We start from the raw sequence: 22,662 nt of genomic DNA on the forward strand, positions 1-22,662 counted from the left end.
TTCATCGCTGCCCGTGTCTTACGAGCTTTGCCATGCGGGCGGCCTTCTTTTCATCCGCCGCACCATGATCGTTAGAGCGGAGTCGGGGCGGCTTACAACAGAGGTCGAGGAGTCGGACTGGCAGAGCTACCGTGTCGTTGAAAGGCAGCGGAAGGCATTGTTGACAGGGCGCCTGCCGCCGACTATTCGCGGCACCGCACTCGAATGCTCCGACCTGGGGCCATCAGACGACGGGTCGGTCGAGGGGGGAGTGTTCAATCGACAACTGGCATTGACCGGCTCACCGAGTTGCAGTGGTTGAATGCCGGGTCGTTGTCGCTTCCCTTCATATCTGGAAGGGCGGCCCTTCACGCCTTTCCAATCGAGCTCCGGTCAGTCCTGAGCCGGAGAGCTGAGCGGCTGTACCTAGCCGCCCAGGTTTGCGAACGCCAAAGGCACCGCGTTCGCCGGGCCCTCGGCAGATTCATCCGCACGCCGATCTGCCGGGGGCCCACACTCAACGCAGTTCGACCACGATGTAGCTTCCTTTGATGTGCCATGTGCTCACGCGCCTCGGTAGGGACGAGATGCTCCAGCGCCCGTGCATGTCGGCGCATACCCCTGTCGGCCATCCCTCATGAGCCCGGACATTCCTTGGTGTGTCGGGCCTGCGTATTTCCGGGCCCACCTGTTTTCGATTCCCGGACTGCTTTTCGGCGACCTATGTGATGGTCGGAATTGGCGGCCTACCCTGGTTGCCGTCACGTCGGCGACAATGCCTCACTTCCCCCATGGCTCTGATGCCTTGAATCGCATCCACGGCGCTCTCGGTTTGCCACGATGGTGGTCACCGGCTGCTGGCCCGTCGCAGCATCAGTGATGCTACCGATGCTGCTGCTGATATCGCCTACTTGTTTCGGCCCGACGGGAACGCCAGTCGAAGAGTTGGTCCGCATGGCTGGCGGCCGATGGGCGATCGAGGAACGCTTTCAGGTCACCAAGAACGAAACCAGCCTCGACCACTACCAGGTCCGCCGTTACCAAGCCTGGCGTCGGTGCATCACTCTTTTCATGATGGGAGCGGCTCTTCTCCTGGTCATCCAACACCTGGAACGAACGGAGAACACCGAAAAGGCCGACCCTAATGTCATCGTCCAGCCCCGCAACGAAATACGCCGCCTCTTCAATCGCATTGGCGACCAGCCAACACCCCGCACCGGTCGACATAGAGACGAACAAGCCAATCCCGCGCCCCTCTCAGCCACCACCGAAGACCCCGCTATCACGACCTGTCGTTGTCGTACCAAGAGGTCCTAACAGACAGGTCAGCGGACGAGGCGTCGCCAGCCAATGATCGCTGCAGCGAGTTTCAGGAACGCTTCGTGGATGTCGTCGCGAACCTCCCAGCGGATGCGCAGGCGGCGGCACCAGTGCAGGAGCGCAATCGCCTGCTCGACCACCCATCGGTGGATGCCCAAGCCGGAGCCGTGCAGGATGCCGCGCCGGGCGATGATGGGCTTGATACCGGTACGCCAGACCAGGCGGCGGTGCTTGTCGTGGGCATAGCCCCGGTCGGCGTACATGCAGTCCGGCCGCATGCGGGGTCGGCCGATGCGGCCGCGCCCGGGGGATGGCCTTGATCAAGGGCAAGGGTTGGGTGAGGTCGTTACGGCTACCGCCAGTCAGGGAGATGGCCAGCGGAATGCTTCCTCTCATCGGTGATGACGTGGTGGTTTCGAGCCTGGTTTGGCGCGGTCGACCGGCTCGGGTCCGTTTCGGGCCGCCCTTGAGCACTCGGATGTACAGGCTGTCGATCACCGCCTTGGACCAGTCGAGCCGCCCGACGGTGTGCAACTCGGCGAGCAAGACCTGGTGCAGCCTGCCCCAGACACCGGCCGCGTGCCGGTCACGCTGCTGTCGCCATTAGGTCATCCCCGAGCCGAACCTCAGCTCCTGGGGCAGAAATCCCCATGGGGTCGCGCTGCAGAGCACGAACAGATGCCCTGCGATGCCAGCCGGCCATCGAGACGTTTGCGCCCCGGATGACGTCGGCGACGCTCCACCTTCGGCAGCAGCAGCCCAATCCGCTCCCGCAGGCTGTCCTGCACGATCCACTGCAGTTGCTCGCCCTTCTTCACACGAAGATCAACGCCTTGCAGCACGGCGGGGAATGCCTCTAGATCATTCTGTTAGGACCTCCAAGCGCCCCGTGGCCTTGCACCTGCCGCAGCTCACAGTGGCTCCACCCGTCGCCACCCGTTCTCCGTGATGATCACATGGTCGAGAAAACGGAGTCCCACAGTCGCGGCCGCCTCCTGCAGACGTGTGGTCGTCTCCCGATCGCTGAAGCTGGCATCGAGCGACCCGCTGGGATGGTTGTGCGCCACCCCGAACGCCGCACCCGCAGACGTGAGCACCGATGTAACGATCTCCCGCACCGGCGCCGCCGTATGGTCACTCCCGCCTTCGGTCAGGAGAGTACGGCGCAGCACCGCGCCCTTGTGATCGCACACCACGATGGCCAGCCGCTCACGAGGGTGCCCCCGAAGCAGCGGTGCCGCGACGGTCGCCAGGTCGGCCGTGGAAGCGATACGCCGCCGCTCGGGCTCGGCCTGGGAGCGGCGTACGAGATGAAACGCGGCCGCGACACGAGCGGCCTTGGCGGGTCCGATGCCTGGAATGGCCAGCAGCCGATGTGCCTCGGACTGAGACAGGGCGCCGAGATCCCCACAATGCGCGATGACATTGGCGGCGAGGTCGATGGCGTTGGAACCGCGGTTACCCGCCCCCAGGAGCAGCGCGAGCAGCTCCCGGTCGGCCAGGGCGCCAGGCCCCTGGGTGAGCAGACGCTCTCGCGGACGATCACAGGCAGGCAGGTCCTTGACTCGACGCACCGACGACACCTCCCGAACAAGGGCCGACCGTACGGAAGGCGATCGGCACCTGGTCCGTCTGTCATATCAACGCCGACCGACAGTCGATCTTCCCTGATCAGAGCCCCGATCTCCACCGACCAACCCCCGCCGAACACACACGCACACGACCAATCCGAAGACACGGAAGCACGACGGGGCGGCGACAAGCCGGCGTTGCGACCGCTCGCAGCGACCAAAAGCGACGCCGTGAGTGCGCGTGCCCGAGCCATAACGTGCGTGCCAGAGCGACAAGCTGAAGCACATCCGCAACTGAGATTCCTCGAAGCCTCGTACCGGCGCAAGCAGAACACCAGCCAAGTCGACATGGCGGGGGATAGCTGCGTGCTCTTGGCCCTGCTGATCGACAACAGGCTCTTCGGTGTGACGGCGACCCTTGTGACGCGTCAACGCCTGGCATCAGCCCGAGAGCTGCCGCCAGCCCACGAGCCAACACCTCCACATATCTACGCTGAGCCCTGAAGGCCCACAACAAGGCTGCGAGACAAGCGCCCGGGCAACCAAGCCAGCCTCCTCGTCACGGCAGCCCCTGTGGCCTTGTGGGCCACGACCTCACAACATCTCCCACGACCACCCGAATCTCCAACGATCACCCGACGAACGCAATCCAGAAGCCTTCGAGGCCCTCCAGACCGTCCACGCCTCAGTTTCTTCGCCGATCAAAGCGTTCAATCAGGGCCATAGCCCGCCAGGTGGACTTCGCTCCACGACCGGGCCAAACACACTTCCGCAATCAGCAGTCGAGCTTTCCGCCCAACAAGGCTCACCAAGGCCCGACGCCAACTCCCCGCAGAACACCCCCTAACGAGGATGTCCTCAGAAGAAGGCCGGTGGTGTGAGCAGCCGCGTTGCCTCGGTAGACGGCTGCCTGGCCCACCGGCCGGGGGGACATCGTGCCCGGACCGAAACCCGGGCTCCGACCGAGCCGAAGCCCAGCCCAAGCCCGGACCGCAGTGCGAGCCCCCGGACCGTAGTCCGAGCTAAACGTGAACCGGCGTGCTGTAGACCACGCGGAACCGGTCGCCCGGCACCACGATGTCGCTGGTCTCCACCGGTCGGTCGCCGGCCCAGTGAGTACGTTCGATGTGCAGCACATGCACCCCCGCCGGAATATTGAGCGCGTCGCTCTCTGAGGGGCGGGGGACGCGGGTGTGCACGCTCTCGACGACCTCGGTGATCTTGACGCCCTGGGCGGCCATGCGGCTGACCAGGCTGCGTCGTTCGTCCTCGGCGTGACCGGCGAGCTCGATCGGCTCGTAGGAGGTGGCGAGCTGGAGGGGCTTGCCATCGCCGCGGAACACGAAGTGGGTCCGGGTCACGGGGGCGGATTCGTCGAGCCGCAGCCGTAGGGCGATCTCGGGCGTCGCGTCGGCCGCTTCACTGTGCCAGTCCCAGGTGGCCCTGCGCCCCTGAGTCTGCATATCGGCCACGAAAGGAGCATGGTGGTCGTGGAACCTCCAGCGATGCAAGGGCACCAGGATCGGGCGTTCGCGGACGTAGTGACCGGAGCCGACGCGGCCGAAGATGAGTCCTTCGGCGGCGAGCACGCGCAAGGCGTGTCGGGCGGCCGTTTCGCCCACTTGGTACTTACGGGTCAGTTGCGCCCGAGAAGGGATGGGCGCGCCTGGGGGGAGGGTGCCGTCTGTGATCTGCCGCCGAATGTCTTCGACGACGCGCAGGTAGACCGGATCGGAGCTGGCCACTAGTCCATCCCTTGGGGTTGGGGTGAGGCGTTGCCCTATGTTGCCGTATTCGACAGGTAACCGACCGTCATCAAGGTAAATTGGAGCTCCAACTTTGCCAAGCGAGTCGTGCCGCAACCCGGGTCTGGGAAAAATTGTCCCGAGATCTGTGTAACGCCCACGAAGGGGTCTCCGATTGACGGTAGAGGTCGTCGATGTGTGTACCCCCGAGCACATATCGGCGGCCTCTTTCCATGTCCGACATATGGGACCCCCCAGGCGGTAGCAAAGCGGACACCAATACCATTCGTTCTCATGCTTGGACGTTCGGCGCTCGGTGTCGCTTTGATCTTCATTCCCCTCATATCGCCTACGCGGGCGTACGCCGTAGTCGATCACAATCCTGTGCCCTCCACCGTGCCCGCCGTCTGGGAGTGGATCGGCGGCCATGGACCGGTCAAACTCACGACGAATACCCGTCTCGTCGTCACCCGCGAAGCCCCAAACGCTGCGAAGAGCGCAATCGCCGCGAACGTCACGACTCCCACAAGCAGTGCGATTCCCGCGAACAACGCAACCACCACAAACGCCTCGCCCTCCCTGAACGTCGAAGAGCTCGCGGCAGACCTGCGCTCGATCACGGGCTTGCCGCTCCCGACCGCCTCCGAGCAAGGAGACGGCGTCGACATCGTGCTCGCCCCGACCGCCAAGCTCGACCCTGAGCTGGGTTCCGAGGGTTATGCCATGCTCGCCCGCGAGGACGGCATCACGATCACTGGCACCGAGACCGGCGTCTTCTACGGCGTCACGACACTCGCGCAGATCCTGAAGTCGGGCCGCGTGCCGATGGGTGAACTTCGCGACCGGCCACAGCTGGCGCACCGGGCGATCAGGCTGGACGTCGTGCGACGGTGGTGGCCGGTCGCCGACGTGAAGAAGCTGCTGGCCGATATGGCCTGGCTCAAGCTGAACGCCCTGCATCTGAGATTGGCCGGCGATGCCACGACTCGACTGGCTGCTCCTGGTTTCACAGTGCCCGTAGAGCACTACACGAAGGAGCAGATCACGGAGATCGAGGCGATCGCTCGCCGCAACCACATCACGATTGTGCCCGAGTTCGACGAGCCGTGCGACCGGTTCGGCGAGGCCGTCACCACGTTCGCGCGATGGTTCGCCTCGCCGTACATCGGTGCAGGTCAGGACTGTGATGGGCCCGTCGGTAAACAGCGGATTCTGTCGGTACGCGAGGCCGCGCAGGCGCCGCCGGAGCCCGGTCTCGTCCTGAACCTGGGTACGGCGGGCACCGGCACCGCATTGCGTACACAAGGGCACAAGGTGATCGACACGGCAGGCGAGGCGGGGACGTTCAGGGTGGACGCCTCGCGGGCTCCCGCGCAGGGCGAGGTGCTGGCCTGGACGCCGGACCAATCGGCCTTCGGGCAGGCGATCACCGTCGAACCGGGACGCTTCGGCGAATCCTCGGCCGTAGAGGCGCTGCTGGCACGACCAAGGGCCGAACTGGCCGAACGTACCTGGAACCCGGCGTCCGACGAGGCCTTCGAGCAGCGGGTACGAGCCGCGGGCAATCGACCGCGAAACACGACAAAGGCGGCTCCGGTACCGACCGGGCTGCTGCACAAGTACACGTTCGACACGCCGTTCACACCGGGCGGCCAGCTGCTCGGCGTACGCGACGACGCGGCGGGCGCGCACGGCACCGCCCTCCGGCCTGCGGCGCCCGCGATGCCGGTGCCGGGACGGATCAAGGGGGCGGCCAGGTTCACCACGGCCACCGAGCTCGAGGTGGGCGTCGCATCGACGCCTCCGCCGTGGACGGTGACATTCTGGCTCAATCGCACCGACGACTCCCACGGCACGCTGCTCGGCACCCTCGACCGAGGCCTGACCATCGAACGCGGCGAACCCGCCATCTCCGGCGAACGTGACTTCTCCTTCGGCTACACCGCTCCGCGCGACCAATGGGTACACCTGGCGGTGGTCGCGACTCCCGCCGGAACCACGTTGTACGCTGACGGCCGCCAGGTCGGCGCCGCGCCCGACCTCATCGACCTTCCACTGGGCAGAATCGGCCCGTTCGCCGGAATGATCGACGAACTCGCCGTCCACGGCAGGGCGCTGTCGGCGCGCGAGATCGCCGCATTGGCCGCCGATGACGGCACCGACCTCGCCCTGGGCCGCACCGCGACCGCCTCGGGCGTCGAAGGCGAGGGCCTGGGCCCGGACAAGGCGTTCGATGACGACCCGAAGACGCGCTGGGGCTCGGCCAAGCGCATGGACCCCCAGTGGCTCCAAGTCGATCTGGGCGGTATGCACTCCATCTCCCGCATAGAACTCACCTGGGAAGCCGCCTACGCGGCCGGATATCTGGTCGAAGGTTCGCCGAACGGTCGCGACTGGACCACCCTCGCCACCGTCACAGACGGCAACGGCGGCCTCGACGAACTGAGCGGCCTTGAGGCGAATGCCCGCTATGTACGCGTGACCGGAGTACGGCGAGGCACCGACTGGGGGTACTCGTTGTGGAATCTGGCGATCTTCTAGGAGGATCTGTCGATCTTCTTAGAGGGGTGTCGGGGTCCAAGGTTTTTGCGAATCCAGGTAGCGTTCGCACTATGGCATCGCCCAACGCAACCTCCGACGCCCCCTTCGGCCGCATGCTGACCGCCATGGTCACGCCGTTCAACGCCAACGGCGAGGTCGACATCGAGGGTGTGCAGCGCCTGGCCACCTATCTGGTGGACGAGCAGCGGCACGACGGCCTGGTCGTCAACGGCACGACCGGCGAGTCCCCGACCACCAGCGACGAGGAGAAGGCCCGCATGGTCCGGGCCGTCGTCGAGGCCGTCGGTGACCGCGCGACCGTCGTCGCCGGCGCTGGGAGCTACGACACCCACCACAGTGTCGCCCTGGCCAAGGCCGCCGAGCGCGCAGGTGCGCACGGGTTGCTGGTTGTCACGCCGTACTACAACAAACCTCCTCAGGAGGGTCTCTACCGCCACTTCACCACCGTGGCGGATGCGACCGGGCTACCTGTCATGCTCTATGACATCCCCGGCCGCAGCGGCGTCCCGATCACCACCGAGACGCTGGTACGGCTGGCACAGCAAGAACGGATCGTGGCCGTGAAGGACGCCAAGGGCGATCTCTTCGCGGGCTCGATGGTTCTGACCGCCACTGACCTGGCGTTCTACTCGGGCGATGACACGCTGAACCTGGCTTGGCTCGCGATGGGCGCAGCTGGTTTCGTGAGCGTTGTCGGACATGTCGTGGGCGCCGAACTTGCCCGCATGATCGACCTCCACAGGTCTGGCGACGTCGCCGGGGCGCTCGCCGTACACAGGCAGCTCCTGCCCGTGGTGGACGGGATCATGAACAGGGCGGGCGGCGCGATCATGGTGAAGGCCGCGCTCGACCTGGTCGGGCACCCGGTGGGAGGCCTGCGGTTGCCGCTGGTCGCCGCCGATGACAAGCAGATCGCCGAGCTGAGGACCTGCCTCGTGGCCGGCGGAGTGAAGTTGGTATGAACGGGGAGGAACGGACGATTTGAGAACAAGATGTAGCCGGTCAGGGGGCGCCCAGTGAGCCACCCGCATCCGGAACTGGGCGTGCCACCGCGACTTCCCGAAGGCGGCCTGCGCATCGTCGCGCTGGGCGGTCTCGGGGAGATCGGCAGGAACATGGCCGTCTTCGAGTTCGACGGCAGGCTGCTGATCGTCGACTGCGGAGTGCTGTTCCCTGAGCCGGACCAGCCAGGCGTCGATCTGATCCTGCCTGACTTCGAGTACATCCGCGATCGGCTCGACGACATCGAAGCCGTGGTGCTGACGCATGCGCACGAGGACCACATCGGCGCCGTGCCGTACCTCCTGCGTGAGCGTAGGGACATTCCGCTCGTCGGGTCGAGGCTGACGCTGGCCCTCATCGAGGCCAAGCTCACCGAGCACCGCATGCAGCCGGTCAAGGTCGAGGTCGTCGAGGGCGAGCGGCACAGCTTCGGGCCGTTCGAGTGCGAGTTCCTCGCGGTCAACCACTCGATTCCCGACGCGCTGGCGGTCGCCATCCGCACACCGGCCGGAATCGTGCTGCACACCGGCGACTTCCGCATGGACCAGCTGCCGAGCGACGGCCGTCTCACCGACCTCGGCGGCATGGCCCGTCTCGGGTCCGAGGGCGTCGACCTGCTGATGTCCGACTCGACGAACGCCGAAGTGCCCGGGTTCGTCACCAGTGAGCGTGAGATCGGCCCCGTCATCGACGAGGTCATCAGGACTGCGGCCAAGCGCGTGGTCGTGGCCAGCTTCGCCTCGCACATCCACCGCGTGCAGCAGGTCGTCGACGCGGCCGAACGCCACGGTCGCAAGATCGCGCTGGTCGGCAGGTCGATGGTCCGCAACATGGGCGTGGCCCGTGACCTCGGCTACCTCAAGGTGCCGCCGGGCCTGATCGTCGATGCCCGCGACATCGAGGAATGGCCCCCGGAGGACGTGGTGCTCATCTGCACCGGGTCGCAGGGTGAGCCGATGGCCGCGCTCTCGCGCATGGCCAACCGCGACCACGCGATCCGCATCGCCGAGGGCGACACGATCCTGCTGGCGTCCTCGCTCGTTCCCGGCAACGAGACCGCAGTGAACAAGGTCATCAACGGCCTCACCCGCTGGGGCGCACGTGTCGTGCACAAGGGCAACGCCAAGGTGCACGTCTCCGGCCACGCGGCCGCGGGCGAGCTCCTCTACGTGCTGAACCTGACCCGCCCGTCCAACTTCATGCCGGTACACGGCGAATGGCGACACCTGCGGGCACACGCCAAGCTCGCCGCGTTGACCGGCGTACCCGATGATCACATCGTGATCGCCGAGGACGGAGTCGTCGTCGACCTGGTCGACGGCCGTGCCAGGATCGTCGGCGCGGTGCCGGCCGGCTACGTGTACGTGGACGGCTCGTCGGTAGGCGAGATCACCGACACCTCGCTCAAGGACCGCCGCATCCTCGGCGACGAGGGCTTCGTCTCGGTCGTCATCGTGGTCGACTCCACCACCGGCAAACTCACCGCCGGGCCGGAGATCCACGCGCGCGGATCGGGCATCGACCCCGACCGCTTCGACGAGATCATCCCGCAGATCGAGAAGGCCTTGGAGAACAACGCCGCCGACGGTGTCGTGGACCTCCAGCAGGTCCGCCGCATTGTCCGTCGCACGGTGGGCCGTTGGGTCAGCGACACCTATCGTCGCCGTCCCATGATCATCCCCGTGGTGGTCGAGGTCTGACCTTCCCGTATCCGGCCAGCCGCGGTCGCCGCGCTGGCCGGATACGAGGGGTGCACATAGCATGTTGAACGCTCCTCCTGTGATGGGGCGGGCTTGGCGAGAGGCGGAACCCGCGCTGGGCGAGATGGACATGTCTGCGGGGGTTGGCAGGGTTTCTCTGAGGCTGCCTTGACGACTGCTCCGCCGTAGCGAATGGCGCGCGGGTGCGCGGGTGCGCCATGGAACGGGCGTTTGAGGGATAGGGCGGTTCGAGGCGGTGTTGGCAGGTTGGTGGCTACTCGGAGCCTGAGGCGGTATCAGGTGCTAGGTGGGTCAGGCGTCCCGGCGTAACAGGATGGCCAGCCCCGCGCCCAGGGGTACGACTGCGTAGAGCCCCATGACGACGACAGCCATGGGAGGCGAAAGCAGCCCTCCGAACACCGAGCTGCTCAGATCTCCTCCAGTGATCTCTCTCGGTAGCGCCCCGAACATCACCGACCCGATCCGCTCGCTCCACGGCTCCGGCAGGTTCCCAACGATGATCGGCACCACGTACGTGATCGCCACCAGCACGGTGACACCCGCTGCGGTCGAGCGCAGCACGGCTCCAAGCCCGACGCCGAACAGCGCGAACACCGCCACCGACACGCCGCACACCAGCAGTAGCCCGAGCTGATCCGCCAGCGGCGTCGTGTAGACCCCCATGAACCGCGACCCGATTGTCGCCCGTGCGACGAAGTAGCTGCCTAGGACCACCGCTGGCCCCACCAGCAGCGCAATCCCGCCCACCACTCCAGCTTTGGCCGCGAGGACGGGCCAGCGCCGTGGCGTCGCCGTGAAGGTGGACCTGATCAGCCCCGTCGCGTACTCAGAGGTCATCGCGAGCACCCCCATCAGCCCGAAGCACAATTGCGGTACCAGCAACGCCACCTCCTCCAGCCCTGCCATCCGGGCGGAGGCTTTGGCCGCAGGAGGCGCGCCGTCGAACGAGGCCGCAGCCGCAGCCGCGATCCCGTACGTCAACAGCACCGCTCCGACGGAGATCGCGATCAGTAAGTACGTCGATCGAACCGACCACAGCTTGATCCATTCAGCGCTCATCGCGCTCCTCCCGTGTCGAATGCGCATCATCGGGCGGCTCGGTAGTCGATGTCGCCGGCGGTCAGGGCCAGGTACGCCGACTCCAGCGAGGAGTGGGCCGCGTTGAGCTCGGCCATCGTCGCGTCGGCCAGCAGGCGGCCCCGGCCCACGATGATGATGCGGTCGGCGGTCACGGCCATCTCGCTCATCAGATGACTGGACAGCAGGACAGTGCGCCCTTCGGTGGCTAAGGCACGCATCAGCCCACGGATCCAGAGAACGCCGTCGGGATCGAGACCGTTGACCGGCTCATCGAACATCAGCACCGCCGGGTCGCCGAGCAGAGCGGCGGCGATGCCGAGGCGCTGCTTCATGCCGAGGGAGTAACCTCCGACTCGCTTTCGCGCGACGCCGGCCAGTCCCACGTGCTCCAGAACGACGGATACGCGTTCGCGCCCTATGCCGTTGGCCGCGGCGAGCCAGTGCAGGTGGCTGAAGGCGCTGCGCCCGCCGTGGACGGCGTTGGCGTCGAGAAGTGCACCCACCTCGTGCAATGGTCGCCTCAGAGAACGGTATGCCTTGCCGTTGACGAGAGCAGTGCCTGATGTGGGTCGGTCGAGGCCGAGGACGAGACGCATGGAGGTTGACTTGCCTGCGCCGTTGGGACCGAGGAAGCCGGTCACCAAACCAGGTCCCACCTGGAACGAGAGGTCGTCGACAGCCACGGTGGCGCCGTAGCGCTTGGTCAGATTTCTTAGCTCGATCATGCCGTCGAGATTGGCCGAACGAGGGCCGCCGTCGCGTCGGAGCAGGGTCTGATGTTGGCTCGGTTCTCATACCCAGGTCTGACGCGCTCGCCGTACGCCCGCAGCTACCTTCAGGGGGTGAACGAGTCGCTGCTGGCCAAGCGGATGAGCCGGAGGCAGCTGGTCGGGCTTGACTGCCTTGCCGGGCTGGCCTTCGCGCTGACCTTCCTCAGTGTGGCATCAAAGTTCGACGGTCCAGACTGGATCAAGGTCGTGCTGCCGCTTGCCCTCGGCGTTCCTTTGGGCGTGCGCAGGATCTGGCCGGTCGGTGTGTTCGTGTTCGTCCTTGCGATGGCAGTGGTGGCCGAAGTCGGTTCAATCATCGGGTTCGCCTACTTGGCTCCTTGCGTCGCGCTCTACGCGGTGGCACTCGACGATCGAGCTGCCAGGCACGTGCCGACGCTTGGCATCGCCGGGGCGACGGTGTTGGCAGGATTGGCTCTCGCCGTGGCTGGGGCTCCTCTGCCTGCGGGGGATGTCATCGGCGATGTCGTACTTCGTGGAGCAGCCCTTGGTGGCATATGGACGATTGGGCGTGCCGTGGCCGAGCGTCGACGGCAGGCCGCGCGGGAAGCGACCAGGCTGGCCGAGCGGGCGGTAAGCGAGGAACGCCTGCGTATCGCCAGAGAGATGCACGACGTGGTCACGCATGGCATGGGGGTGATCGCGGTCAAAGCCGGCGTGGCCAATCACGTTCTGAGCACTCGGCCTGAGGAAGCGCATGACGCTTTACGCGTGATCGAAGGGGTGAGCCGGGACTCCTTACGGGAGTTGCGGCACATGCTTGCCGTCCTCCGGTCGGAGCCGACGGATGGCGGGGATGAGTGGGGTTGGTATGGGACGGCTGGGGCGTCGGTGCGTGGGGATGACGCGAGGGAAGCCTCGCCCGGGCATGGTGGGGCTGGACGCAGCGTAGAAGGGCCTCAGGGCGATGAACTGGGGATGGCGGCCTGGCAGGAGGAAAGTGCGCCGGAGTCGGCCGACGGCATGCAGAGAACGCTTGCGGCGGGCTCATCTGAGGGGACGTCTCGTGTGGGCGGCGTCGGGAGTGATCGGATCAAGGTGACGGACGAAGAGGGAAGGTCTGCCGAGCTGGGAGTTGGCTTGGGTGAAGATACGGGCGCACTGACTCTTGCTGGTACGGCATCGGGAGCTGGCGTTGGGTTGGCTGGTCTCGGGGATAGCGAAACGGATCTTGCGTGGAGGCCTACGCCGGGGATTGGGGATCTTGGAGCTCTTGCTGAGCGGGCCAGGATGGCGGGCGTGATCGCTCGATTGGAAGTGCGAGGGGAGGCTGAACCGCCGACGGGGGTGGCGCTTTCGGCGTATCGGATCGTTCAGGAGGCGCTGACGAATGTGGTCAAACACGCGGCTCCGGCAAGCTGCCTCGTGCTGGTCGAAGTGAATGAGCGTGAGGTGCGGGTGGAGGTCTCCGACGATGGGCCTGGTCGGCGGGTACTGCCTGCCAAGGCGGGAGGGCATGGACTGATGGGTATGCGGGAGAGGGTGGCTGTGTACGGCGGCGCGTTTCATGCCGGACATGCTGGGGCGGGTGCGCGAGGGTTCAAGGTGGTGGCGACACTGCCGTACGGGGATTTGCAGTGACTGTTGTGGAGGTGTGCGGCGGACAGCTGGCTTGGAGGCGTATGTCTCAACGCAGAGGGAGGGGTGATCGGTGATCCGGGTCTTGGTGGCCGACGATCAGGCGTTGCTGCGCGGGAGCTTCAAGGTGTTGGTGGATTCGGCGCCTGATCTTGTTGTGGTGGGGGAGGCGGCCACGGGGGTTGAGGCCGTCGCTCGTACGCGGGAGGTGCGGCCCGATGTCGTCCTGATGGATGTGCGGATGCCGGAGATGGACGGCATCGAGGCCACCCGGCGGATTGGTCGAGGGGCGAAGGTCTTGGTTGTGACGATGTTCGACCTGGATGCGTATGTGTTTGAGGCATTACGGGCTGGGGCGTCTGGATTCTTGCTCAAGGACACGCCACCTGCGGAGTTGCTGGCCGCGATTCGGGTGGTCGCGGCTGGAGATGCGCTGCTTGCGCCGAGTGTCACTCGCAGGCTGATCGGGCGCTTTGCTCGGTTGTCGGAGGCGGAAGCGCGCGGCGGTGCCGGAGGGCGCCGGACGGCTGAGCAGGTTGCTCGGTTGAAGGTTCAGGGGATCACCGATCGCGAGCGTGAAGTCCTGGTGGCTATCGCCAAGGGGCTTTCCAATGCCGATATCGCCGAGGAGTTTCACCTGAGTCTTGCCACTGTGAAGACGCATATCGGGCGTCTGCTCGCCAAGCTTGAGGCCAGGGATAGGGCACAACTGGTCATCGCTGCGTATGAGAGTGGGCTGGTGCGGGCGCAGGTGGGGAAGGGCGTTGGCGGGAGCTTGCCGGAGGGCGGAACGGCTGGCGGAGGTGGGAGCGGAAATGTGGTTGTCACACGGCGGGGTGTGCCGTAGCGTCCCGGCGGTGACTGAGGTAAGGGTGGTTTACCGGAAGTACGGCGGGGCGCTGCACTGGAATCATCCGGCGTGGCTGCTTGGGGAAGACGAGTACGGAGTCTGGGTCGGGTGTCCGGCTGGGACTCAGGGGAGCAAGGGGGACGGGCCGCTGATCACGTGGCAGCGGGCGTTCGTCATGCTGTTTCCGCGTGATGCTTGGTGGACGGCTACGTTCAATGCGCAGCCGCATCCTGTGGATATTTACTGCGATATCAGTACCGTGCCTGAGTGGCGGGGGGACGAGGTGACGATGATCGACCTCGATCTGGATGTCGTGTTGCCTCATGAGAAGGCGTTGATCCTTGATGACGAGGACGAGTTCGCCGAGCATCAGGTTGTTCTTGGGTATCCGGCCGAGATCATCGCGGAGGCGGAAGCGTCGGCGCGGTGGTTGCTTGAGGCGGTTGGTACAAAGGCCGGGCCGTTTGGAGGGGCTCATGTGCCGTATCTCGATCGGGTAGGTCGAGGGGAGGCGGCGGCGATCTTGGGGGATCGGGGATGAGGTGAGGGGCAGCGTTTTCGTCGCTCTGGTGGTGGGTGAGGGGCGGCGGAGGGTGCGATGGGGTGTGTTCGGCGGGGAGGTCTTGGATCGAGGTGTTGAAGCTAGCCTCGGCTTGGGTTTGCGGGAGAGGGCGCATCGCTGGGGCGCGGTGGGATGGCTTGTGTGGCTACCTGCGGGGGGGAGATTGGTGTGGGGCTTCGGCGGTGGGCTTGGAGCGTGACTCGCTGGGGTGAGGTTGGTCTGGGAGCGGCCGAGGTGCGTTGAGGCGGGCAGCCTTTGTCGGTGAAGGCGTGAAGGCGTGAAGGCGTGAAGGCGTGAAGGCGTGAAGGCGTGAAGGCGTGAAGGCGTGAAGGCGCTGTTCTTGGGGTGTGGGGTTATGGGTGGGGGTGGTGTTTTAGGGCTTCTGTGAGGGTTGATTGGCGGGTGGGGCTGGATAAGCCGGCGTGGTAGAGGTGGAGTTCTTGGGCGCCTGCTTCTGTGTAGGCGTGGATTAGGGAGGTTAGGGCGGTGACTGTGGGGGGTCTTGGGGGGAGGGTGAGGATGTGGGCGCCTACGCGTTGGTCTGGGTGTTTGGCGGCCAGCGTTCGGAGGGTGTGTAGGCGGGTGGTGTCGGTTGTGAGGTTGTTCGAGCAGTTGCCTACCAGGACTTGGGGGCGGGGGTCGCCTTCGGGGAGGGCTGCGAACTGGCCTGACGCCCATGGGTCGGGGTCGGCGTGGAGGGTGATGGGGATGTGGGGTGGAATCTCGGCCAAGAGGGCGGCTCGGAGGGTTGCCGACAGGCCGATGCGGGATTCCTGGATGGCGAGGGAGAGGTGGCCGAGGGCTTCCTCCATCGAGTGGGCGTTGAGGTCGGTGTCGATGGCGGCTTGGACGCGGATTCTCGCGCCTGACGGATAGCGGGGTTCGCAGGCGTCGCAGAAGCACAGGGACAGCAGGTCGATCTCGACGTCGCTCCAGTCGGCGCCGGCGGTTTGTTCGTGGTGTCCGGAGTGTGCGAATCCCATCGGGCCGCATGCTTCGAGGATGACGGCGTCGGGCTCGGCGATCTCGACGATCTCCCTGATCAGGTGCATGCCGTACTCGATGACGTCCTCGTGGGCGGGGCAGAGGGCGTAGGGGTACGGGTCGCCGAAGGCGTTGCGGGTGACGAGGGTGGGGTGGGTGGTGCCCAGGTAGGTGTTGTGGGTGATGACGGTCCAGGCGTGTACGCGCAGGCCTGCTGATTTGAGGGCGTCGCGGGCTTGGAGGTAGGCGTCTGGGGGTGTCCACGTAGGGGAGGCGGGGGTCAGGCGTGCCCAGGAGTGGCGGCGTACCGGGAGGTAGAGGGCGGAGTGGCGGGCGTCGACGATGCGGTGGGCCGGGTGGAAGGGGGTGGCGGCTCTGGTCGAGTGGTAGGAGACGGCTAGGGCTACCGCGTTGACGCCGAGTCCTGCGATGCGTTCGGGGGCGGCTGGGTCGCCGACGACGTCCCATGGGTAGACGTAGGCGATGGTGTTCACCGGCTGTGCCTCCTGGCCGAGGCAGTGGTGTTCATGCGCTTCCTCTCCGGGCCAGGGGTGTCGTTTTCATGCGCATCATCTCCCGGATGGGGGAGCTTTGTTTTGCGTTGTGACGTTCTGCCCGAAAGTGCGCTGTTCACGCGGTACGTCGGAATTGGTATGGCGGGTGTGTGGTCGAACGGGGGCAGGGGTGGGCAGGTGACGGTGGGGCGAAGTGGCGGTGCGGAGGGGGAGGGGGTATTGAAGGGAGGGGCAAGCGTGTGAAAGGGGGGCGAGAAAGGTTTGGGGGTGGGCGGTAGAAGAGCTTGCCTTGGTGCGGGTGGTGCGGGTGGTGCGGGTGGTGCGGGTGGTGGAGGGGTTGTGGCTTGTTAGGGGCGGCGGGAGGTTAGGCGGAGGAGGGTTCGGGTTGCGTTGAAGAGGGCCATGCCTACTGCGCCGACTATGGGTTCGCGTTCTTCTTGGGCTGTGGGGCCGGGGTCTGGGGATGCGGGGGCGGGGGTGCCAGAGCGGACGGCTTCCAGTTGGGCGGCGAAGGCGAGGCCTAGGAAGAGGGCGGTGGAGCTGAGGAACGACCAGAGGAGGAGGGCCATGACGGCGGTCAGGGAGCCGTAGGTCGAGTCGAATGAGCCGCTTTGGCCGGTGTAGACGGCGAGGCCGAGGGTGAAGACGGTCCAGAGCAGGAGGGCTACGAAAGCGCCGAATGCCAGCCAGGAGTGGCCGGGCTGGCGGCGGCGTGGGGAGGCGCGGAACAGTACCGAGGTGGAGAGCATGGTGAGGAGGAAGCCAGTCGGCCAGCGGGCGATGTCGAAGGTGCGCAGCGCGCCGGGGCCCCAGTCGTACACCTCGGCCAGGGCTGGGCCGATGGCGCCGCCGCCGACCATGAGGACGAATCCGCCCGTCATGAAGGAACCGGCTGTGATCGCCAGAATGAATGCGCGGCCGTACTTGCGGTGGAAGGGGCGGTCGCGTTCGACGCCGTAGAGGCGGTTGGCGCCGCGTTCGACCTGGGCCATGGCGCTGGTCAGGGAGAACAGTGCGGTGATGAAGCCGAGCCAGAGGGCGAGGGTGGCCTGGCGGTGGCTGCCGGTGAGGACTTCGCGTACTACTGTTCCGCTGCCGTCGGGGGCGAGCCTGGCGAGGACTAGTTCGAGGACTTGGCCGAGTTCCTTCTGGTTGACGACTGTACTGAGGCCTACCAGGGCGATGGCGCCGGGGATGATCGACAGGCAGAGCTGGAAGGCGAGAGCTCTGGAGTTCGTCATGCCTTCGCCGTACCGGAATCTGACGAAGGAGTCCCTGGCCAGGTGCCAGCGGCCGTACTCCCGCAGGGTGTCCCACGCGTGGTCGGCGGAGAGCTCCATGTCGCGTGTCTGCGGCACGCGGGTCGCGGTTCCCACGCCGGGAGCGTACCAATCATCCGATTTGTCGATTTGTCGCCTTGTTGGGCGGGGGGTGAGGAGGGCCTGGGGGCGGGGGCGGGGTCGGTAGTGGAGCGAGGGGGTGGCGTGGGGTGGGGCTGAGGGAGTGGAGAGGGCTGGGGTGGATTCGCGGGAGTGGGGCGGTTGATCATGCTCTGGTGCAGGTGGTGCAGGTGGTGCAGGTGGTGCAGGTGGTGCAGGTGGTGCAGGTGGTGCAGGTGGTGCAGGTGGTGCAGGTGGTGCAGATGGTGCAGGTAGGGGTTTTGGGTGGGTGGGGGTGTTGTTGTGGGGAGGGGGTTAGGGGGCGGTGCGGAGGAGGGTTACCAAGGGGGCTGCGGTCAGGGTGAGGAGGCCGCAGGTTAGGAAGAGGAGGAAGTAGTTGGGGCCGTTGGTGAAGGGGTCGGTGCCGATGCCGAGGAGGAGGGGGGCGATGGCGGGGCCGATGGCGCTGGGGAGGTGTTTGGCCATGGAGAAGGCGCCGAGGTAGCGGCCTGCGTCGCGTTCGTCGGGGAGTACTTGGGTGACCAGGCCCAGGTCGACTGCGTAGTAGACGCCGGTGGCCGCGCCTGAGATGACGGCGACGAGGATCACTACGGGCACGCTGGCGGTTGATGCTTTCAGGATGAGCATGGCGGCGAGTACGACGGTCGCCCACAGGACGAAGGGGCGGCCTCTGCCGGTGCGGGAGGACAGGCGGCCGCCGAGGTAGGCGAACAGGCCGGACAGCAGGGTGCTGACGATCACGGTGATGCCTACCAGGGCGGCGGCATCGGCGGTGGGCATGGCCAGGCGGCTCTGCAGGTAGTACAGCGAGTAGGACGAGATCAGGGCGAAACCGAAGCTGACCAGGAGACGCTGCAGCCAGAGCAGGCGGTAGTCGCGTGCGCCGCGGGGGAGTACGAGCAGGGCGGCGGCGAGGGTGCGCAGGCTGATCGGGCGGCGTTCGGCGTGCGGGAGTCGTCGGTCGGGCAGGAGGGCGCACAGGACGCTGGCCGCGGTAACGGCGAGGGCGCCGCAGATCGTGAACTGCAGGAGTAGTGATCCCTTGAGTACCTGGGACAGGAGCATTGCGGGTACGACGCCGACGACGTTGCACATGGAGAACACGCCGGCTACGTGGGTACGTCGTTCGGCGGGGAACTGGTCGACGACTGTCGCGGTGAGGCCGGCGACCATGGCTTGGTAGCCGCATACCGCGACCATCCAGGACAGGGCGACCATGACGATGGTGGGGGAGAGGGCCAACATGATCAATCCGGCCAGGCCCACGAGGGAGCCGCCGAGCATCCAGGGGCGGCGCATGCCGTACTTGCTGGTGGTGCGGTCGGACAGGTGGCCGCTGATCGGGTTCGCCAGGACGGTGGCGATGCCGCCCAGCGCTGCCACCAGGCCAAGGGTTGTTTCCTTGCCTTGGGGGGCCAGTTCTTGGATCTTCATGCCCAGGCCGAGGAGGAGGGGGAGGGCTCCGGCTGCGGCGTAGAACAGTTCGGCCATGCCGATGGCGGTGATGAGGCCGCGTTTGGTGGAGGCGGGGGCAGGGGGTGGCGTTTCGGGGGTGAGGGTGAGGGACATGTGGTTCTCCGGGGAGACGCGGGAGTGGAAGTGGGTGGGGAGGGCGGAGGGGGTGGGAGTGAACGGGAAGGTGGGGGATGGTGCGGTGGGCGCTTCGATTGACCGAGGAGCTGCGGGGCTGAGGGCGGCGGAAGGGCTCTCGGCGGACTGAGGTGCTCTTCGGTGTCGCTTCGGGTGGTCTTGGTGAGCGTGTTGCTGTGGCTGAGCTCTGCTGGGTTCTAGGTGAGTAGTTCGGTGTGGAGTTGGGTGATGTGGGTGCTGGACAGGCCGTGGCCCTTGAGTACGTGGGCGGGGCCGCCTCGGTCGGTCAGGGCGTTCAGGAAGGTCTGCATGGCGGACTGCGGTGCTTCGAGGAGGGCGGGGTGGGAGGGCGTGGTGGTGGGGAGCATGGTGAGGATGGCGGGGAGGGAATGGGTGGTTTGGGTGTAGTCGCGGATGATGGCGGAGTGGGGGATGTCCAGGAGGGCGAGGGTGAGGGCTATGACCAGGCCGGTACGGTCCTTGCCTGCGGCGCAGTGGACGAGGGCGGGCAGGCCTTCGGCGAGTTCGGCCAGGATCGAGGCGAACCAAGGGCCTTTGTGGTCGAGCATGAGGACGTAGAGGTCGCCGAGGGTGATGTCGGGTGGGAGGCCGGTCAGGTCGGCGGGGGAGCCGGTGAGGCCGGGCAGGGATACGGCGACGTTGTGCCCGTGGGTTTCGGACCAGTCGGAGGGGGTGCGTTCGGGGGCGCTCCTGAGGTCGACGATGAGGCGCAGGCTCCGGGCGAAGGCGGTGTCGGCCGGTGAGAGCGTGTGCGGCTGCGCCGAGCGGTACAGACGGCCGGGGCGAAGGCGGGGGTCGGCTGTGGCCACGTCGCGGAGGTTCAGGAGAGGCATGGGTCATATATATGAGTGCCTCGACGACGCGAGTGGAGCGGTCATGTGGACGACGGATGAACACACCGGCAAATCGGCCGGGTTGTGGCGCTTGGCCGTAAAGTGACCCGCGTGTCCAGACAGGCCCGCTACCGGGAGATCGCCGCAGGCCTTCGGATTCGCATCGAGTCGGGGGACCTCGCGCCGGGCGAGCGGCTGCCCACGGAGGATGCGCTGGCCGCCGCGCACGGGGTACACCGGCTGACCGCGCGGCAGGCGATGGTCGAACTCAGGCGTGCGGGACTGGTCGAAACCAGGCAGGGGCTGGGCAGCTTCGTCAGGACCAGCCCTCGCCGTATCGAGGTGTCGATCGACCCGGCCACCCGTCGACACCATCCGCACGATGTTGAGGGGCTGGCCGCTACGTTCGCGGACGGCGAGGAGGTCGTGTCGCGAGGGCTTGTCGATCATCCTGTCGCGGCCGGGCATCTGGGGGTCGAGGGGCCGGTGTACGAGATCGTCACGCGGTTGCGGGCGGGCGGTGTCGTTTGTGTGGTGAGTCGTTATCACCTGGGGGTCGAGGTGGAGGTCGATCCGGGGCTGGGGGTGCTGGGGTCGCTTGAGGGGGCCGGGTCTGCGTACGTGTACCTCTGGCATGCGGTGTCCGCTGATCTCGCCACTGCGGCCGATCAGCCGGTGCTGGGGGTTGACCCCGGGGCTCCGGTGCTTGTACGCGAGGGGCTTGTCGCCTTTGACGGCAAGCCCTTGTGTCATGTCGAACGGCGTTGCAGGGGGGATCGGATCTCGTTCGTTACTCGCTACGCGTAGGTGGTTGTCGCATCCCTGGTGTGGGTGGTGTGGGTGGTGTGGGTGGTGTGGGTGGTGCGGGCCCAGGGCTTGGGCTGTGGCCTGGTGGCTACAGGGCTTGGGGCTGTGGTCTAGGGGCTATGGGGAGTGGGGGTGCGGGGGCTCGGGGTTGAGTGCGGGCAGCCTGTCCCCACGTGTCTGCAGGAGGTGTGGGCGTAGGGGTGTGAGGGGCTGCAGAAATGCGTGTGCGGGTACGAAGGGCTGCCAGAGGTGCGGGTTGTGGGGGATGTAGGGCATGTGGGGCTGTGGTGCCCACTGAAGTGCGGGGCTGTGGGTGTTTGGGGTGTGCGGGTGCACGGGGTTGCGGGGACAGGAGGAGAGCGGGGGACTGGGTTTGCCGAGTGTGGGTGTGAGGGGCCGCAGAGGTGGAGGTGTGAGGGTCTGCGGCGGTGCGGGGCTCGGGTGTCTGGGATGTCTGGGGTGCACGGCGATGCAAGCGCACGGCAATGCGGGTGCACGGCAACGCGGGTGCGCGGGGGCGTGGGGAAGCGGGGAAGTGGGTTTGCCGGGTGCAGGTGTTCAACGCATGCTCGTACCGGCCTTCGGTGGGCGTGCGAGGCGTCCTGGGCCATCGGTGCGAGGGCGTCCAGTGCCTGCTCGTTACCCGGCGCGAGTATGCGGGCGACGCTGCTGGGGCGCTTGCCCGCCACAGGCCAGCCGCACACCAAACACCCCCACCGCCATCACTCCCGCCGCCATCACCTCTACCCCGATCACCCCACCCCGGTGCCCCTCACCCCCATCACCTCACTCCCATCACCCCACCCCCCATGCCACCCCCATCACCCCCCATGCGCCGCCATGTACCCCAAGATGACCGACGTCTCCACCTCGTAAACCGCCTCCCCACCCCCAAGCGGCACCACCGTCATAACCACCCCACCACCCGACACATCCACCCGCCCGAACGCCCGCGACGCCACCCCACGAGTCCACCCTTCGGGCGCCAACGCGTCCCCCGAGTACGCACTACTGGGCCCGACCCACACAGGAATCCCCCCAAGCGCCCCAGAAGTCGCACAATGCGTATGCCCCGCCAGGATCGCGCGTACATCCGACCCGATGAGTGCCTCGGACAGCCGGTGTGGATCGCGTAGCCCGATGCCGTCCATCAGGGGTAGCGCGCTGGGGATCGGCGGGTGGTGCAGCACGAGGACCGTGCCGTGCGGTGCGGGCGTGGCGAGCTCGGTACGGAGCCAGGCGAGTTGCGAGGCGTCGAGTTCGCCGTGATGGGCGCCGGGCACACTGGAGTCCAGCGTGACGATCCGCAGCCCTCCGACCATCGTCACATGATCACAAGACGCAGGCCGTACGGAGACGGCGGGGAAAGCGGCGCGGAAGGCGGTGCGGTCGTCGTGGTTGCCCATGGCGGGTACGACGACCGCGGACAGCCGCCCGGCCGCGTTCTGCAGCAGGCTCGACGCCACAAGGAAGGACGCCTCGTCCCCTTGGTCGGTGATGTCGCCGGAGACGATGATCGCGTCGATGTGCTGTCCGGACGCCACGACCGCGTCGAGGGCCTCGCGCAGGGACCGGGTCGAGTCCGTCGTGCCGTGCAGCAGTCCGTCGGCCACCACGTGGGTGTCGGACAGGTGGATGAGTGTGTACCTGTAGTCCATGGCGAGACACGCTGTCCTACGCGGCTGAACCCGACCAGTCATCTATATGAATTCCGCCTGTCGGACATTTGCCCCGGATCGGCGAGCCTCCTCCCG

General features: G+C 66.6%; 15 protein-coding genes and 3 pseudogenes. 8 read left to right on the plus strand and 10 right to left on the minus strand.

The features are described from left to right. Positions 1 to 824 precede the first annotated feature (824 nt). Positions 825 to 1,083, plus strand: a pseudogene (locus ACTWNK_RS11975) (IS701 family transposase); the annotation flags it as partial. A gap of 221 nt (positions 1,084 to 1,304) precedes the next feature. On the opposite strand, the pseudogene ACTWNK_RS11980 reads toward ACTWNK_RS11975, so the two are convergent. From ACTWNK_RS11980 to ACTWNK_RS11990, 3 genes and pseudogenes are all read right to left on the minus strand, one after another. Next, positions 1,305 to 2,099, minus strand: a pseudogene (locus tag ACTWNK_RS11980) (IS5 family transposase). Positions 2,100 to 2,210: 111 nt separating this feature from the next. Beyond that, complete coding sequence (locus ACTWNK_RS11985) at positions 2,211 to 2,873, minus strand: JAB domain-containing protein (RefSeq protein ID WP_474303976.1); 663 nt, start codon at positions 2,871 to 2,873, stop codon at positions 2,211 to 2,213. A gap of 1,019 nt (positions 2,874 to 3,892) precedes the next feature. Beyond that, a complete protein-coding gene (locus ACTWNK_RS11990) occupies positions 3,893 to 4,615 on the minus strand; it encodes a GntR family transcriptional regulator (protein WP_474303977.1) in 723 nt (240 codons plus the stop codon). 198 nt (positions 4,616 to 4,813) lie between these two features. Between ACTWNK_RS11990 and ACTWNK_RS11995 the strand changes: the two genes are divergently transcribed. The 3 genes from ACTWNK_RS11995 to ACTWNK_RS12005 all read left to right on the plus strand — a co-directional run bounded on the left by ACTWNK_RS11995 (position 4,814) and on the right by ACTWNK_RS12005 (position 9,879). Then, the gene (locus ACTWNK_RS11995) at positions 4,814 to 7,156 is read left to right on the plus strand and encodes a discoidin domain-containing protein (RefSeq protein WP_474303978.1); all 2,343 of its coding nucleotides are present in this window, start codon (positions 4,814 to 4,816) and stop codon (positions 7,154 to 7,156) included. A 71-nt stretch (positions 7,157 to 7,227) separates the two neighbouring features. Next, entirely contained in the window at positions 7,228 to 8,139 is a 912-nt protein-coding gene (gene dapA, locus ACTWNK_RS12000; protein ID WP_474303979.1) for a 4-hydroxy-tetrahydrodipicolinate synthase, read from the plus strand. A 54-nt stretch (positions 8,140 to 8,193) separates the two neighbouring features. Beyond that, positions 8,194 to 9,879 carry a ribonuclease J gene (locus ACTWNK_RS12005; RefSeq protein WP_474303980.1) on the plus strand — a complete coding sequence of 562 codons (1,686 nt, stop codon included), beginning with the start codon at positions 8,194 to 8,196 and terminating at the stop codon, positions 9,877 to 9,879. 312 nt (positions 9,880 to 10,191) lie between these two features. On the opposite strand, the gene ACTWNK_RS12010 is transcribed toward ACTWNK_RS12005, so the two are convergent. Then, the gene (locus ACTWNK_RS12010) at positions 10,192 to 10,959 is read right to left on the minus strand and encodes an ABC transporter permease (protein ID WP_474303981.1); all 768 of its coding nucleotides are present in this window, start codon (positions 10,957 to 10,959) and stop codon (positions 10,192 to 10,194) included. A gap of 89 nt (positions 10,960 to 11,048) precedes the next feature. Then, a pseudogene (locus ACTWNK_RS12015) lies at positions 11,049 to 11,705 on the minus strand (ABC transporter ATP-binding protein); the annotation flags it as partial. 117 nt (positions 11,706 to 11,822) lie between these two features. Here ACTWNK_RS12015 and ACTWNK_RS12020 point away from each other — a divergent pair. From ACTWNK_RS12020 to ACTWNK_RS12030, 3 genes are all read left to right on the plus strand, one after another. Further along, a complete protein-coding gene (locus tag ACTWNK_RS12020; RefSeq protein WP_474303982.1) occupies positions 11,823 to 13,349 on the plus strand; it encodes a sensor histidine kinase in 1,527 nt (508 codons plus the stop codon). Between the two features lie 70 nt (positions 13,350 to 13,419). Further along, positions 13,420 to 14,193, plus strand: coding sequence for a response regulator transcription factor (locus ACTWNK_RS12025; protein WP_474303983.1), 774 nt, complete (start codon positions 13,420 to 13,422; stop codon positions 14,191 to 14,193). Between the two features lie 10 nt (positions 14,194 to 14,203). Beyond that, positions 14,204 to 14,737: a DUF402 domain-containing protein gene (locus ACTWNK_RS12030; protein ID WP_474303984.1), complete on the plus strand. Its 534-nt coding sequence runs from the start codon at positions 14,204 to 14,206 to the stop codon at positions 14,735 to 14,737. A 374-nt stretch (positions 14,738 to 15,111) separates the two neighbouring features. Here the strand turns inward: ACTWNK_RS12030 and ACTWNK_RS12035 are convergent, their stop codons facing one another. The 4 genes from ACTWNK_RS12035 to ACTWNK_RS12050 all read right to left on the minus strand — a co-directional run bounded on the left by ACTWNK_RS12035 (position 15,112) and on the right by ACTWNK_RS12050 (position 20,101). Then, positions 15,112 to 16,236 (minus strand): hypothetical protein, encoded by a 1,125-nt coding sequence (locus tag ACTWNK_RS12035; protein WP_474303985.1) that lies wholly within the window; start codon positions 16,234 to 16,236, stop codon positions 15,112 to 15,114. Positions 16,237 to 16,604: 368 nt separating this feature from the next. After that, a complete protein-coding gene (locus ACTWNK_RS12040; protein ID WP_474303986.1) occupies positions 16,605 to 17,633 on the minus strand; it encodes a YihY/virulence factor BrkB family protein in 1,029 nt (342 codons plus the stop codon). Between the two features lie 318 nt (positions 17,634 to 17,951). Continuing rightward, positions 17,952 to 19,226, minus strand: a complete 1,275-nt coding sequence (locus ACTWNK_RS12045; RefSeq protein ID WP_474303987.1) for an MFS transporter — start codon at positions 19,224 to 19,226, stop codon at positions 17,952 to 17,954. Positions 19,227 to 19,444: 218 nt separating this feature from the next. Continuing rightward, positions 19,445 to 20,101 (minus strand): tyrosine-protein phosphatase, encoded by a 657-nt coding sequence (locus ACTWNK_RS12050; RefSeq protein ID WP_474303988.1) that lies wholly within the window; start codon positions 20,099 to 20,101, stop codon positions 19,445 to 19,447. Positions 20,102 to 20,212: 111 nt separating this feature from the next. Here ACTWNK_RS12050 and ACTWNK_RS12055 point away from each other — a divergent pair, with 111 nt between their 5' ends. Continuing rightward, the gene (locus ACTWNK_RS12055) at positions 20,213 to 20,908 is read left to right on the plus strand and encodes a GntR family transcriptional regulator (RefSeq protein ID WP_474303989.1); all 696 of its coding nucleotides are present in this window, start codon (positions 20,213 to 20,215) and stop codon (positions 20,906 to 20,908) included. An 821-nt stretch (positions 20,909 to 21,729) separates the two neighbouring features. Here ACTWNK_RS12055 and ACTWNK_RS12060 read toward each other — a convergent pair. Next, positions 21,730 to 22,566, minus strand: a complete 837-nt coding sequence (locus ACTWNK_RS12060; protein ID WP_474303990.1) for a metallophosphoesterase — start codon at positions 22,564 to 22,566, stop codon at positions 21,730 to 21,732. Positions 22,567 to 22,662: the final 96 nt, after the last annotated feature.

The sequence above is a fragment of the Nonomuraea sp. IBHARD001 genome (assembly GCF_056106265.1).

Excerpts from the sequence above, each read along its gene's own strand:
- dapA (WP_474303979.1), top strand. The coding sequence starts at position 7,228 with ATGGCATCGCCCAACGCAACCTCCGACGCCCCCTTCGGCCGCATGCTG.
- ACTWNK_RS12010 (WP_474303981.1), bottom strand. The coding sequence starts at position 10,959 with ATGAGCGCTGAATGGATCAAGCTGTGGTCGGTTCGATCGACGTACTTA.
- ACTWNK_RS12045 (WP_474303987.1), bottom strand. The coding sequence starts at position 19,226 with ATGTCCCTCACCCTCACCCCCGAAACGCCACCCCCTGCCCCCGCCTCC.
- ACTWNK_RS12050 (WP_474303988.1), bottom strand. The coding sequence starts at position 20,101 with ATGCCTCTCCTGAACCTCCGCGACGTGGCCACAGCCGACCCCCGCCTT.
- ACTWNK_RS12060 (WP_474303990.1), bottom strand. The coding sequence starts at position 22,566 with ATGGACTACAGGTACACACTCATCCACCTGTCCGACACCCACGTGGTG.